Below are 13297 nucleotides of genomic sequence, written 5' to 3' on the forward strand. Positions count from 1 at the left end.
AAACGGCGCGCCCGCGGAGAGCAGAAAAGGGGAGCACACATTGCTAAGCTCTGCCCCCGCGCTCGGCGTTGACACCACCCCAAGGGAACCCCTTCCGCCTTACGGCGGGTTTCCCAACGGTCCATGTGCTGGTCGAAAAAGTTTTGCGCCCGCGGGGGCAGAGAAATGTGGCGTTCTCTGCTAAGTTCTGCGAACTGGGGACGCGCCGAAGGGGGCAGCCGTGGCGTACGATCAGTTGGAGCAAAGCGCGGTGCGCCGTGCGGCTGATGGGGGGCTGGCGCTTGTCATGGCGCTGCTCGAAGCCGTCGCGTTCGCGGCCGTCATTGGCGCCCTCGTCTATCTCCTGCCGGGTAAACTCTCCGTCCTGGTGCTGAGCCTTTACGGACTGATCTGCATCGGCTTACTGCAAGCCGCCGCGGTGCTGGTTCTGGCGATCATGGCCCTGCGCCTGCTGTTCACCGCCACGCTGCCGCGCGAGGATTGGCGGGCGGTGATGCTGTGCGGCGGCTTCCTGGCCGTGATCGCGCTTTGCAACGGCTATATCCTCGCACTCGGACATTTGTGGGGAAAGGATTTCGGGTTCGCGGTGAACGATATCGTGATGACCCGCTTCTTCTCGGTCGACCAGCGCGCGTTCGATATCGTGGCGGCGGTTCTTGCCGTGCTGGGCGATTTCCTCGATCACGTCACCATGGCCGTGTTCCACCTCTCCCAGGCGCCGCTGGCGCACGCTCTCGGCGTGCTTTCCGCCTGGACCGCCCACGCCATACCGGCAGATGCCGTAACGCGGACCGGTGAGTTCGGACTGATCTCTGGGATCGTCTTCGCGGGATGGAGAGCAGTCGCGCGAGGCGGATGATGACGTTATCCTCTGCCCCCGCGAGCGTTTGCGGCGCGCGGTAGCGCGCCAGAAAACGCGAAGTGGGGGAAGTGGCGCGAAGCGCCGAAGGGGGCCGGCCGTGGCGTATTGCCAACCGAAATCGCTGGGCCATGCGCGCGCAATGCGCAAGCAATTGACTCATGCCGAAATCATCTTGTGGTCACGATTACGCCGTGGCGAACAAGGCGGGTTCCGCTTCCGCAAGCAACATCCCATCGGACCGTACATCGCGGATTTCGCCTGCAGCGCGGCCAAGCTTATTGTCGAAGTCGATGGCGAGACGCATGGATCCGATGAAGAGATCCGGCACGATCAGCGACGCGACGCGTATATGCGAACGCTTGGCTGGCGCGTATTCCGGGTGACCAACGAGGATGTCTACAAGCGGCTCGACGTTGTGCTCGACGGAATTGCGCGGATTCTGCAGGGCACGATGGAGCCGCCTCCGGTTCGGCGCGAGCGCTCACAGCGGAGGGAGAACGAGCCCCCTACCCCTGCTTACGCGCGGGTCTACGCTGTCGCTACCCGCTCCCCCACGGTCTGAGTGCAGGTGACGAGAATTTTGCGCCCGCGGGGGCAGATAAGCACCCGCGGGGCAGAGGGCTACACGTTCTCTTCGCTCTTTTCCGGCGGCGGAAGCTGTTTCGGCTTGGCGTCGTCGGTGATGAACTCGAACACCAGCTTGTCGGCATCGCGATCCAGGAGCACGCGGACGGTGCCGCCATTCTGCAGCTTGCCGAACAGAATCTCGTCGGCCAGCGGCTTCTTGATGTTGTCCTGGATGACGCGCGCCAGCGGCCGGGCGCCGAAGGCATCGTCGTAGCCCTTCTCGCCGAGCCAGCGGGTCGCTTCCGGCGTGAGATCGAAGGTCACGTCACGGTCGATCAACTGGGCTTCGAGTTCGAGCACGAACTTCTCGACCACACGGTCGATGGTCTGGCGGCCGAGCGCCGCAAACGCGATGGTCGCGTCGAGACGGTTGCGGAATTCCGGCGTAAACAGCTTCTTGATCGCCTCTTCGTCCTCGCCTTCGCGCTTGCCGCGGCCGAAACCGATGGCCTCCTTGGCGGCATCCGACGCGCCCGCGTTGGTGGTCATGATGAGGACAACGTTGCGGAAGTCGATCTTCTTGCCGTTATGGTCGGTGAGCTTGCCGTGATCCATCACCTGCAACAGGATGTTGAACAGGTCCTGATGCGCCTTCTCGATTTCGTCGAGCAACAGCACGCAATGCGGATGCTGGTCGACGCCATCGGTCAAGAGGCCGCCCTGGTCGAAACCGACATAACCCGGCGGCGCGCCGATCAACCGGCTGACGGTGTGACGCTCCATGTATTCCGACATGTCGAAGCGCAAGAGTTCCACGCCGAGGATCGACGCGAGCTGCTTGGCGACTTCGGTCTTGCCGACGCCGGTAGGACCGGAGAACAGATAACAGCCGATCGGCTTATCCGGCGAACGCAAACCGGCACGCGCCAGCTTGATCGCGCTCGACAGCGCGGCAATCGCCTTGTCCTGACCGAACACGACGCGCTTGAGATCGTCTTCCAGGCTGCGCAGCGCCTCGGCATCGGTCTTCGACACCGACTTGGGAGGAATGCGCGCCATCTTGGCGATAACCTCTTCCACCTCTTTGACGCCGATCTGCTTCTTGCGCTTGTGCTCGGGCAGCAGCATCTGAGAGGCGCCGACTTCGTCGATCACGTCGATGGCCTTGTCGGGCAGCTTGCGGTCGTTGATGTATTTCGCCGCCAACTCCACCGCCGCCTTGATCGCATCGGCGGTATAGCGGACCTTGTGATACTCCTCGAAATACGGCTTGAGGCCCTTCAGAATCTTGATCGTGTCCGGAACGGTCGGCTCGGCGACGTCGATCTTCTGGAAGCGGCGGACCAGCGCGCGATCCTTTTCGAAATACTGGCGGTATTCCTTATAGGTCGTGGAACCGATGCAGCGCAGCGATCCGGCCTGCAGTGCGGGCTTCAAGAGGTTCGACGCGTCCATGGCGCCGCCGCTCGTTGCGCCGGCACCGATCACGGTGTGGATTTCGTCGATGAACAGGATCGCACCTGCAAGGCCTTCGAGTTCCTTGACGACCGACTTGAGCCGTTCCTCGAAATCGCCGCGATAGCGCGTGCCGGCGATCAGCGCGCCCATGTCGAGGGCATAGATCGTACACGGACGAAGGACTTCGGGCACCTCGCCTTTGACGATCTTGCGCGCCAGGCCTTCGGCGATGGCGGTCTTGCCGACGCCGGGATCGCCGACATAGAGCGGATTGTTCTTCTGACGGCGGCAAAGAATCTGGATGGTGCGTTCGACTTCGGCATCGCGGCCGATCAACGGATCGATGCGGCCCTGGCGCGCCTTGTCGTTGAGATTGACGCAATAGTTCTCGAGCGCGCCGCCGCCCTTCTGCGACGGACGGTCGGTCTCTTCCTCTTCCTCGTTGCCGCGCACGTTCTTCTGCTGGCTCATGCCGGGGCGCTTGGCGATGCCGTGGCTGATGTAGCTCACCGCATCGAGCCGCGTCATGTTCTGCTCTTGCAGGAAGTAGACGGCGTGGCTCTCGCGCTCGGTGAACAAGGCGACCAGCACGTTCGCGCCCGTCACCTCTTCGCGGCCGGAATTCTGCACATGAAGAACCGCACGCTGCACGACGCGCTGGAAGCCGGTGGTCGGCTTGGCATCCTCGCCGTCCTCGATCACCAGCGTGAGCAGCTCGTCGTCGATATAGCGCAGCAGCGATTGGCGCAGCGCCTCGACATCGACATTGCACGCCTTCATCACCTGCGCCGCATCGGAATCGTCGGTCAGCGCAAGCAGGAGATGTTCAAGGGTTGCGTATTCGTGATGCCGGTCGGAGGCGAGCTTGATCGCGCGGTGTAGTGCCTGTTCGAGACTGCGGGACAATGACGGCAATGGCTATTCCTTTTCCATCGTGCACTGCAAAGGATGCTCGTGGCGGCGGGCGAATTCAATCACCTGCGCGACTTTTGTTTCGGCCACCTCGAACGTGAAGACGCCGCAAACACCGACGCCATGCCGATGAACGTGCAGCATGATCTGGACCGCCTCTTCCCGGTTCTTGTTAAAAATGCGTTCCAGAATGTGAACGACGAACTCCATCGGCGTGTAGTCGTCGTTGAGCAGCAGAACCTTGTAGAGCGACGGCTTCTTGGTTTTCGGCCGCGTTTTGGTAACGACGCCGGTCCCTGGTCCCGTGCCGTTGCCGTTGCCGTCCTGATTGTCGTCGCGTCCGTCTCTCATGAGCCGCTCTTGCTGCCGAATATTATAAAGGGATTAACCAGCGATTTCGCAACTGGTCTTAAGCGCCAGGGTTTACGTTTCGGGGATTTAAATCCGTTCCGCAGCGATGTTGCCGCTGCTGCCCATCAAAACGCGCGGCTGCCCGTCCGGCAATAGCGGCAAAGCACATACACGTTTTCCCTGAGGCACCAGCCGCCGGCGGCCCTGGCCGCGAAGCAGTGCTTAGCGACTCATTGTGCATCGCAATACCCATGTTGTGCAACGCAGAATCGCTCCGGGCCGATGTGGCCGGCGGATGCCCCAAGAGCTTCCATTCGCCACACACGCCCCATTTGAGAAATTCGCGTTAAGGGCCGGGAAGCAAATGCTGAAATCCCGAACTTGACTTGCAGAAGTCGCAACTATTTGGTCCTATTGTGATAAGCGAGGGACCCACGAGTGCTTGGGGCTGAGTGCATGACTGAACCATTGCGGTGCCGGAGGCGTGTCGGGCTCGTCGGAGTCCTGGCACTGCTGACCTCCTTGGCCATCGCCTTCGCGACACCGGCCGATGCGCGCCGCCACAAGGTGGTGCGCCATTCCGGTCGCGCGGTCGCGTCGAGCCCGACCGATCCCTCGAAAGATGCCGCCCTCATCATCGACGGCACGACCGGCAAGGTCCTCTACGCCCGCAATCATCTGCAGGAGCGTCATCCGGCGTCCCTGACCAAGATGATGACGCTGTATCTCCTGTTCGACGCGATGAAGCGCGGACAGGTGAACCTCAACACCACGATCCCGATTTCCGCGCACGCTGCCGCGCAGAAGCCGACCAACCTGCATCTGCGCAACGGCGACCAGATCACCGTGGACATCGCCATCAAGGCGCTGGTGATCCGCTCGGCCAACGACGTCGCCGCGGCGGTTGCCGAATATCTCGGCGGCACCGAAGGCCATTTCGCCGAACTGATGACCGCCAAGGCGCGGGCGCTCGGCATGCGCAACACGTTCTACCATAACGCGTCCGGCCTGCCCGACGATCTGCAGATCACCACGGCGGAGGATCTCAGCGTTCTGGCGCGCCACCTCGCCTACGATTTCCCGCAGTATTATCACTATTTCGCGACGCCCTCGTTCAGCTTCCGCGGCGTGGAATATCCCACCCACGACAACCTGATCGGACGCTATCGCGGCGCCGACGGCATCAAGACCGGCTATACCGGCGCCTCGGGCTTCAACCTGGTTTCGAGCGTCGTGCGCGACAACGCCCACATCATCGGTGTGGTCATGGGCGGACGCACGGCGGTCAAGCGCGATCGCGAGATGATGCGGCTGCTCGACCTCGCCTTCAACGCCGCCCGGAACGACAACAAGCTGGTGGCCCGAGCCCAGGTGCCGTGGCAGGTGGCGCTCAACACTGCGCCCAATCCGGCGCTCGCCAATTCCGGCTCGTATATCGCGTTGCCGGGTGGGCCGTCCGAAGGCGACGACGAAGACACTGCCGAACGTCGCGCCGACGCCGAAGAGATCGACGACACGCGTCCGACGCCGCCGCCGCCTTCACTGCCGAAACCGCAGGGCAAGTCGCCAGTGGTTGCGGCTCTGGCGCTGCCGAAAGCACCCATTCCGACGCCGGCACCGAGCCAGCCGCGGACGATCCCGACCACGACGCAGCGCCCGTCCACGGTGGCGATGCTGCCGCCAGCCCCGCGCCCCAATCCCTCGCCGATTCCGTCGGCCGCGCCGCGGACTCAGGTCGCCAGCGCCGCTCCCAAGCCCGCCATGCGCCCGGTGATTCTGGGCGAAGGCGATGTCGGCGACAGCGGCTCGCTGCGCCAGACCCTCGGCCTGCACGACTGGACCATCCAGATCGGCGCCTTCGCCGATCTGAACCTCGCCCGCGCCCAGCTCGCCGCCTACGCGGAAAAGGCCATGGACGTGCTCGGACAGGCTCAGCGCATCGTGGTGCCGTTCCAGTCGGTCGACGGTCACACCCTGTACCGCGCCCGTTTCGGCCCCTTCGCCGAACGGGAAGCCCGCCAGATCTGCGCCCGCCTTACGGAACGCGGCCAGACCTGCTTCGCCGCGATTTCCAGCCGCTAACCCTCCGATTTTGGAGGTGTGTCAAGCACGCTTGACACGTGCGCCCACTTATGTCATGTTTGCTTGACATTTGGACAAGGGTACACGACAGACATGAGCGATCTGGGCCGCCTCGAAGCAAAACCGCAAATCCGCCTGCGCGACACCGTCTCGGCCTTCCTGACCTGGATTGCCGCCGACGCCGTGGCGGGCCTCGCCATTCTCGCGGCCGCCTTTGTGGTGATGCGCAAGAACGGTCACCTCACGCCCCAACAGATCGTGGAGATCCTGCCCGGCGATTTCACGTTCGTGGTCACCTCCACCACGGTGGCCGCGGTGGTCGCTCTCTCGGTCCTGTGGCGCTACACCAAACGCATCCATCCGAATTCCTTCGCCGCTTACCTGCCGGCCGTTCCGGGCCGTGTGCTGATGTGGGCTGCGCTGAGTGGCATCGCCGTGATGGTGATCGAATTCACCATCGAAAACGGTCTCAAGCTCGGGCTCGGCATCTCCTTGCCGATTTCGGTGACGGAACAGGCGATCAATCCCAAAAGCTGGATTCAACTCGCCGTTGGAATCGTCTGCCTGAGCGTCATCGTTCCGTTCTTCGAAGAAGTGCTGTTCCGCGGCTATCTGTTCGGATGGCTGCGGCGCGTAATGCCGCTGTGGCCGGCGATCCTCGTCAGTGCGGCGGTGTTCGCAGCGGTCCACGGACTGTATGTCGCCCGCGGCGGCTTCTCGGGCTGGTTCGGCACTGTCGAGATTTTCGGGATCGGCATCCTGTTGGCATGGTGGGTCGCCCGCACGGGCTCACTGCGACCGTCCTATGCCGCGCACGCCGTGATCAATGCGGTGTCATTCGCACTCGGCTTTTTCCTGCCCGCCTTTTATCCTTGAACCGGCCGTCGGCCCTGTTGTCAGAAAGGAACTCTGCCATGCGGTATTCCAAAGCAGGCTTTTGGGGGCGTCAGATTGCGGCCATGGGCGTGATGGCGCTCGGTCTCGTCGTCATCGTGCTGGTCCCGCCTCATGGACCGTCCATCCCGAAGGCCATCGCCCTTTCCGTGCTGACGGTCTGCTGTGTCGGCCTGACGCTGACGTGCTATCGCAACGCCGATGAGGTCATCATTCACCAGCACAAGACGGCGTGGTTCTGGGGATCGATGACGGCGCTGGGCGCAATCGTGCCGCTGGTGATCGCGGTGACATGGCACCTGTTCGACATCAACGGCTTGTTGCCGTTCGTCCACCCGACACCGGAGGAGTACTTCGTCAACGGCGTCCTCAGCGTGTTGTTGCTGCAATTGATCGGCTATGCGGTATTCCGCTTCGTCGGCAAATTCCGGAACGGTGCGCTGTGAAAAACCGATTGCGCGTCCTGCGGGCCGAACGCGGCTGGAGCCAAGCCGATCTTGCCGAACGTCTCGGCGTCGCGCGCCAGAGCGTCAACGCCATCGAGACCGGCAAGTTCGATCCGTCGCTGCCGCTGGCCTTCCGCATCGGCCGTCTGTTCGGTCTCAAAGTGGAAGACGTTTTCGAAGACGAAGGCGATCAGTAAGGCGCGTAGGATTTCACTTCGGTGAGGGCGCTGCCCGCGGCGTCGTTTATCTGCTGCTTCAGGGCGCAGCGCCGGTCGTTGTGGCGATAGACCGAACGCGCCAGCTCGATGAAGCGCGGGCCGAAATCCCCGACCCGCTCAAGATCGCGAAGGTCGTCTTCCACCTGCCACAGCTCGGCGTTGACCGCCTTCAAGGCCGCCCGCAACGGCACAAGCCCCGGTATCGGCGCTGCGGCCGCGAGCGCCGCGCTGAGCTTTTCGTGTTCCAGCCGCACCGGGCCGAGCTTCGCAGGATCTGCGATCTTCTCGAGCTTCAGTTCCAGAATGGTCACCCGGTCGATCACTTCTCCCGGCGCAGTCTCGATCAGCATGGTACGGCCTTTCCCGGCCGCACTATCCCATGCTTCAGCTCGAACTCAACAGCGCCGCATTGCCGCCGGAGGCCGTGGTGTTCACCGTAAAGGTGCGTTCCAGCGCCATGCGTTGCAGATAATGCGGCCCGCCCGCCTTGGGCCCCGTTCCCGACAAACCCTCGCCGCCGAACGGCTGCACGCCCACCACCGCCCCGATCTGATTGCGGTTGACGTAAACGTTGCCGACCTTGACGCGGTCGCGGATGAACGCCGCGGTGGACTCGATGCGGGTATGGATGCCCAGCGTCAGGCCGTAGCCGGTGGCGTTGATCGCCTCGCAGACCTTGTCGAGATGACCGGCGGAATAGCGCACCACATGCAGGATCGGTCCGAACACCTCGCGTTCGAGAACGGAAATGGACTCGATCGCGAAGACATGCGGCGGGAAGAAAACGCCGTTCTTGTGCTCGGGGCGGAGCGGCAGCTTCTTCAGCAGCTTGGCCTGCCGGGTCATTTTCTCGGCATGCTGTTCGAGGGTTTCGCGGGCGGACTCGTTGATGACCGGGCCGACGTCGGTGGCGAGGTCGAAGGGATCGCCGAGGCGCAGCTCGTCGGCGGCGCCCAGCACCATGTCCAGCATCTTGTCGGCGACGTCATCCTGAAGGAACAAGACGCGCAAGGCCGAGCAACGCTGACCGGCACTGTCGAAGGCGGAGGTCACGGCATCGCGCGCAACCTGTTCCGGCAGCGCCGTGGAGTCGACGATCATGGCGTTCTGGCCGCCGGTCTCGGCAATCACCGTCGCGATGGGCCCGTCGCGGGCGGCAAGTGCGCGGTTGATGACGGTGGCGGCTTCGGTCGAGCCGGTCAGCACGATGCCGGCGAGCCGCGGGTCGGGGAAAATGGCGGCCCCGATCTTCGATCCCGAGCCGGGCAACAGATGCAGCACGTCGACCGGCACCCCCGCTTGATGCAGCAGACGAACGGCGGCCGCGGCGATCAGCGGCGTCGGCGCGGCAGGCTTGGCCAGCACCGCATTGCCCGCAGCGAGCGCGCCCGCGACCTGCCCCGTGAAAATCGCCAGCGGGAAATTCCACGGCGAGATGCAGGCGAACACGCCTTTGCCGTGCAGCGTCAGTTCGTTGGATTCGCCGGTCGGACCGGGCATCGCTTGCGGCGCGAAGTTTTTCCGCGCTTCGGAGGCGTAGTAGCGCAGGAAATCGACCGCCTCGCGCAGTTCGGAGATCGCGGTGGGTAGCGTCTTGCCGCCTTCGCGCACGATCAGCGCCATCAGGGAGGCCCGGTTCTGCTCGAACAGATCGGCAGCGTGCTCGAGAATTTTGGCACGGCCGTCGCCGCCCAAACGATCCCAGTCGCCTTGTGCCTTGTAGGCGAGATCGAGCGCTTCCTTGGCTTCGGCCGGGCCAGCCAGGGCCACCTGCCCGATCACACGCGTGCGATCCGAAGGATCGGTCACCGGCGCCGGAAGGTCGGCCTTCTCCCTGCCGCCGATGATAGGAGCCGCCAGCGGCAAACGCTCCAGCGATTTCTTCATCTCCGCCAAAAGCGGTTCGGCGCGCGGCGGGTCGCTCCACAACAGTCCTTGCGAGTTGACGCGGTTGCCGAGCATGTCGCGCGGCAGCGGAATGCGCGGATTGCGCTTGGGCGTCATCTCGGCAAGCGCCGCGACCGGATCGGCGACCAGCGTATCGAGCGAGGCTTCCGCGTCGGCCATACGATTGACGAACGAGGAGTTGGCGCCGTTCTCAAGCAGCCTCCGCACAAGATACGCCAGCAGATCTTCGTGACTGCCGACCGGCGCGTAGATGCGGGTCGGAACGCCGGGATTCTTGATCGCGTGATAATGCTCGTGCAGCGCTTCGCCCATGCCGTGCAGACGCTGGAATTCGAAATCGCGGCCGGCTCCCAGCACATCCACCGCGGCCAGCGTATGGGCGTTGTGGGTGGCGAACATGCCGTAGATCGCATCCGGCGCCGCGAAGATGGCATTCGTGCAGGCGATATACGACGTATCGGTCGCCGCCTTGCGGGTGAACACCGGATAATCGACGAGGCCCGCTTCCTGGGCGCGCTTGATCTCCGTATCCCAATAGGCGCCTTTGACCAGCCGCACCGGAATGCGCACGCCGTGACGGCGGGCCATTTCGATCAGCCAGTGGATCGTCGGAAGACCGCGCTTCTGATAAGCCTGTACCGCCAGCCCGAGGCCGTTCCAGCCCTTCAGCTCCGGATTTTCCAGCAGCGCCGCGAAGACATCGAGCATCAGTTCGTGACGGTCGGCCTCTTCGGCATCAACGGTGAGACCGATGTTGACACGACGCGCGCGGATCGCGAGATCCGTCAGAACCGGGACGAGTTCGTCGAACACACGCGCGCGCTTGATCCATTCGTAGCGCGGGTGCACCGCCGACAGCTTGACCGAAATCGACGGACGGCCATGGATGGGGGCGTCGTCGTCCTTGTAGTTTTCGGCAATGTCGGCGATGGCGTCGCGATAGTGTTTCAGGTGCCGTTCGGCGTCCGCTTGGGTGTACGCGGCCTCGCCCAGCATGTCGAAGGAATAGCGATAGCCCTTCTCCCGCCATTCGCGCGCGTTGCGGATCGCTTCGCGCATGGTGCGGCCGAGCACAAACTGCCCGCCCATCATCCGCATCGCGGTGCCGATCGCCTGGCGGATCACCGGCTCGCCGGAGCGCGAAATGATTTTCTTGATGGCGCCCTGGAGGTTCCATTCGGGTGCGAGTCCCATGCGCACCACACGGCCGGTCAGCATCAGGCCCCAGGTCGACGCATTGACGAATAGCGAGTCCGATTTGCCGAGATGGCTTTCCCAGTCGCCGGGCGCGATCTTGTCCCGGATCAAGAGATCGGCGGTCTCGTTGTCGGGCACGCGCAGCAACGCCTCGGCGAGACACATCAGCGCGACGCCTTCCTCGGTCGACAGCGCGTATTCCTGCGTCAGAGCGTCAACACCACCCCGGCGTGCGCCCTCGCTGCGAATGCGACCAGCGAGATCACGCGCGAGGATGCTGATAGCGTTATCTTCCTGCGGATCGCGCTGTGCGGCGGCAATCCGTTGAACGGAAATGTGATCTTCATCGGCGAAGTACGCATCGGCGATGGCTTGACGAGTTGAGTCGGCCATGAGGAGCTTCGCGTTATTGTGTCGCGGCCATTCTAGCGTGGAGTTGGCTCAGCGGCTAATGTTGCAGCATGAGCAACGTTCCACAGATCGTCACCACCGTCGCCGAACTCCGTCACCGCATCACCGCCCTACGGCAGGATGAGTCCAAGATCGGACTGGTTCCCACCATGGGCGCCCTCCATGCGGGTCATCTTTCGCTGGTGCGTGAAATTCAGAAGCACGTTGACGTGGTGGTGGTCAGCATTTTCGTAAACCCGACCCAGTTCGCGCCGAACGAAGATTTCGACCGCTATCCGCGCGCGCTGATGGCCGATGCCGAGAAGCTCGGCGCCACCGGCGAGACCGACCTCGTCTTCGCGCCTTCCGTCGGAGAAATGTATCCGCCCGGTTTTGCCACCAAGCTCGACGTCGGCGGACCTGCGCTCGGTCTCGAATCGGACTCCCGGCCGCACTTCTTTGCCGGCGTCGCCACCGTGGTCTCGAAGCTGCTGCTGGCCGCGATGCCCGACGTCGCGATGTTCGGCGAGAAGGACTATCAGCAACTGCTGGTCATTCGCCGGCTGGTGGCGGACCTCGGCCTCGGGGTGCAGATCCTGGGCGCCCCCATCATCCGCGAACGCGACGGGCTCGCGATGTCCTCGCGCAATGCCTATCTGTCGGACGACGAGCGCAAAATCGCCGGCCAGCTCAATGTCGTGCTGCAAAGCCTGATCGCCGACCTGCACGACGGCAGGCCCATCGCCGAGATCGAAGAAGCCGGCAAGCAAGCGCTGCTCGCCGCCGGTTTCAACAAAGTCGATTATCTCACGGTGCGCGACGCCGAAACGCTGGAGCCGCTGTCGAGCCTCGACCGCCCCGCCCGCCTTCTGACCGCCGCAACGGTCGGCCGGACCCGGCTCATCGACAACATGGCGGTGTAAAAGAAAACGGCGCCCAAAAGGCGCCGTCTTCCCCCCTCCTAATCGGTACCGTCAGGCGGTCTTGCGACGCGAACGCCACAGACCGAACAGGCCGGCGCCAAACAGGCCGAGCGTCAGCGGCTCGGGAACATCGCCGCCGGAAGCCGTACCGCGATCGGCGCCGAGTGCATAGTAATAACTGATGGTCTTCTGGCCGCCGGCCGCCAGATCGCCCAGCGCGAACGCAATGCCGATCGCATAGTCGCCGAAGGCACCGTCGTTGACGCCAGCGAGATAGACGTCGGGATCGGTGCTCCAATCGCGGCTGATGCCGACCTTGTGGCTGTCGCTCGACTCGGTACCGATGCAGATCGTCTGGCCCGAGTGCAGACCCGTGCCGCAGGCATCGCCCGACAGGATCGCATTGGCGGTGTCATAAACGCCGTAGGCGTTCACATCCGGATCCGGATCGAGCGTGCGCAGGAATTCGAGACCGCCCAGCGCAAACGTGGCGTTGTTGGTGATGCTGGTATCGACGGCGATCACCGAACGGCCCGACAAGGTCGTCAGCGTGTAGGTGTTCGTCACCGTCAGAGCGCCGTCCGTGCTGGTGCTGGTCCACGACGCAGTCTTGCTCGATCCCGTCGTGGGAGCGACGGTATTGAAGCTCGAGCCGCCGGTGTTGTTGGCGCCCCAGCCGCCGCTGGACGACTTGATATAGAAGCCTTCGAACGGCGTGCCCGGCGTCAGGAAATCGTTGATGCCGTAGGACCCCGTGCCGGTCTTGTCGTATAGGATACCGGGAGGATTGTTACCTCCGGAGCCGAGGGTGCCGTTATCGTTGACGCCTGCCTTGACGAATCCATCCTCGATCACGACCGGCGCGGCTTGGGCGGCCATACACACCACAACCAATGCGGCGGTCGCAAACAGTACCTTTTTCATTGTGCCTCTCCAGATCAACTGCGATGCAGGCCGTCGAGCGCACCTCGCCCACAACGCCCACCTCAGACGCAGGTCACGGAGCAACAAATATGCCAGCGAAATAATTGTTATATTTCAAGGACGGACTTGGCGCGCTGTAAACGATAAGAACGGCGTCAACTTCGC

General features: G+C 63.4%; 12 protein-coding genes. 7 read left to right on the forward strand and 5 right to left on the reverse strand.

Going from position 1 to position 13297, the window contains the following annotated elements; genetic code table 11:
* Window positions 1-220 precede the first annotated feature (220 nt).
* Both FHS84_RS03710 and FHS84_RS03715 read left to right on the forward strand, forming a co-directional pair.
* Complete coding sequence (locus tag FHS84_RS03710) at window positions 221-859, forward strand: hypothetical protein (RefSeq protein ID WP_166930528.1); 639 nt, start codon at window positions 221-223, stop codon at window positions 857-859.
* Window positions 860-959: 100 nt separating this feature from the next.
* A complete protein-coding gene (locus FHS84_RS03715) occupies window positions 960-1424 on the forward strand; it encodes a DUF559 domain-containing protein (RefSeq protein ID WP_208393682.1) in 465 nt (154 codons plus the stop codon).
* Between the two features lie 59 nt (window positions 1425-1483).
* Here FHS84_RS03715 and clpA read toward each other — a convergent pair whose 3' ends face one another.
* Complete coding sequence (clpA, locus tag FHS84_RS03720) at window positions 1484-3802, reverse strand: ATP-dependent Clp protease ATP-binding subunit ClpA (RefSeq protein WP_166930530.1); 2319 nt, start codon at window positions 3800-3802, stop codon at window positions 1484-1486.
* A 3-nt stretch (window positions 3803-3805) separates the two neighbouring features.
* Window positions 3806-4150, reverse strand: a complete 345-nt coding sequence (clpS, locus tag FHS84_RS03725) for an ATP-dependent Clp protease adapter ClpS (RefSeq protein WP_166930532.1) — start codon at window positions 4148-4150, stop codon at window positions 3806-3808.
* A 456-nt stretch (window positions 4151-4606) separates the two neighbouring features.
* On the opposite strand from clpS, the gene FHS84_RS03730 reads away from it, so the two are divergent.
* The 4 genes from FHS84_RS03730 (at window position 4607) to FHS84_RS21740 (ending at window position 7769) form a co-directional block, all read left to right on the forward strand.
* Window positions 4607-6232, forward strand: coding sequence for a D-alanyl-D-alanine carboxypeptidase (locus FHS84_RS03730; RefSeq protein WP_166930534.1), 1626 nt, complete (start codon window positions 4607-4609; stop codon window positions 6230-6232).
* A gap of 93 nt (window positions 6233-6325) precedes the next feature.
* Window positions 6326-7108 (forward strand): CPBP family intramembrane glutamic endopeptidase, encoded by a 783-nt coding sequence (locus tag FHS84_RS03735; RefSeq protein ID WP_166930537.1) that lies wholly within the window; start codon window positions 6326-6328, stop codon window positions 7106-7108.
* A gap of 38 nt (window positions 7109-7146) precedes the next feature.
* The gene (locus FHS84_RS21735) at window positions 7147-7572 is read left to right on the forward strand and encodes a hypothetical protein (RefSeq protein ID WP_166930539.1); all 426 of its coding nucleotides are present in this window, start codon (window positions 7147-7149) and stop codon (window positions 7570-7572) included.
* A complete protein-coding gene (locus FHS84_RS21740) occupies window positions 7569-7769 on the forward strand; it encodes a helix-turn-helix domain-containing protein (protein ID WP_166930541.1) in 201 nt (66 codons plus the stop codon). The genes FHS84_RS21735 and FHS84_RS21740 overlap by 4 nt, the downstream gene beginning before the upstream one ends.
* Here the strand turns inward: FHS84_RS21740 and FHS84_RS03750 are convergent.
* Both FHS84_RS03750 and putA read right to left on the reverse strand, forming a co-directional pair.
* Window positions 7763-8140 carry a DUF6165 family protein gene (locus FHS84_RS03750; RefSeq protein ID WP_166930543.1) on the reverse strand — a complete coding sequence of 126 codons (378 nt, stop codon included), beginning with the start codon at window positions 8138-8140 and terminating at the stop codon, window positions 7763-7765. The genes FHS84_RS21740 and FHS84_RS03750 overlap by 7 nt on opposite strands.
* A gap of 34 nt (window positions 8141-8174) precedes the next feature.
* Window positions 8175-11288, reverse strand: a complete 3114-nt coding sequence (gene putA / locus FHS84_RS03755) for a bifunctional proline dehydrogenase/L-glutamate gamma-semialdehyde dehydrogenase PutA (RefSeq protein WP_166930544.1) — start codon at window positions 11286-11288, stop codon at window positions 8175-8177.
* A 68-nt stretch (window positions 11289-11356) separates the two neighbouring features.
* Between putA and panC the strand changes: the two genes are divergently transcribed.
* The gene (gene panC, locus FHS84_RS03760) at window positions 11357-12208 is read left to right on the forward strand and encodes a pantoate--beta-alanine ligase (RefSeq protein ID WP_166930546.1); all 852 of its coding nucleotides are present in this window, start codon (window positions 11357-11359) and stop codon (window positions 12206-12208) included.
* A gap of 51 nt (window positions 12209-12259) precedes the next feature.
* On the opposite strand, the gene FHS84_RS03765 is transcribed toward panC, so the two are convergent.
* Window positions 12260-13132, reverse strand: a complete 873-nt coding sequence (locus FHS84_RS03765; RefSeq protein WP_166930548.1) for a PEP-CTERM sorting domain-containing protein — start codon at window positions 13130-13132, stop codon at window positions 12260-12262.
* Window positions 13133-13297 lie beyond the last annotated feature (165 nt).

This window comes from Rhizomicrobium electricum (assembly GCF_011762045.1).
Classification (GTDB): Bacteria; Pseudomonadota; Alphaproteobacteria; order Micropepsales; family Micropepsaceae; genus Rhizomicrobium; species Rhizomicrobium electricum.

Bases quoted from the DNA above. Each gene is read 5' to 3' on its own strand.
- clpS (WP_166930532.1), bottom strand. From the start codon at position 4,150: ATGAGAGACGGACGCGACGACAATCAGGACGGCAACGGCAACGGCACG.
- FHS84_RS03730 (WP_166930534.1), top strand. From the start codon at position 4,607: ATGACTGAACCATTGCGGTGCCGGAGGCGTGTCGGGCTCGTCGGAGTC.
- FHS84_RS03735 (WP_166930537.1), top strand. From the start codon at position 6,326: ATGAGCGATCTGGGCCGCCTCGAAGCAAAACCGCAAATCCGCCTGCGC.
- FHS84_RS21735 (WP_166930539.1), top strand. From the start codon at position 7,147: ATGCGGTATTCCAAAGCAGGCTTTTGGGGGCGTCAGATTGCGGCCATG.
- FHS84_RS03750 (WP_166930543.1), bottom strand. From the start codon at position 8,140: ATGCTGATCGAGACTGCGCCGGGAGAAGTGATCGACCGGGTGACCATT.
- putA (WP_166930544.1), bottom strand. From the start codon at position 11,288: ATGGCCGACTCAACTCGTCAAGCCATCGCCGATGCGTACTTCGCCGAT.
- panC (WP_166930546.1), top strand. From the start codon at position 11,357: ATGAGCAACGTTCCACAGATCGTCACCACCGTCGCCGAACTCCGTCAC.
- FHS84_RS03765 (WP_166930548.1), bottom strand. From the start codon at position 13,132: ATGAAAAAGGTACTGTTTGCGACCGCCGCATTGGTTGTGGTGTGTATG.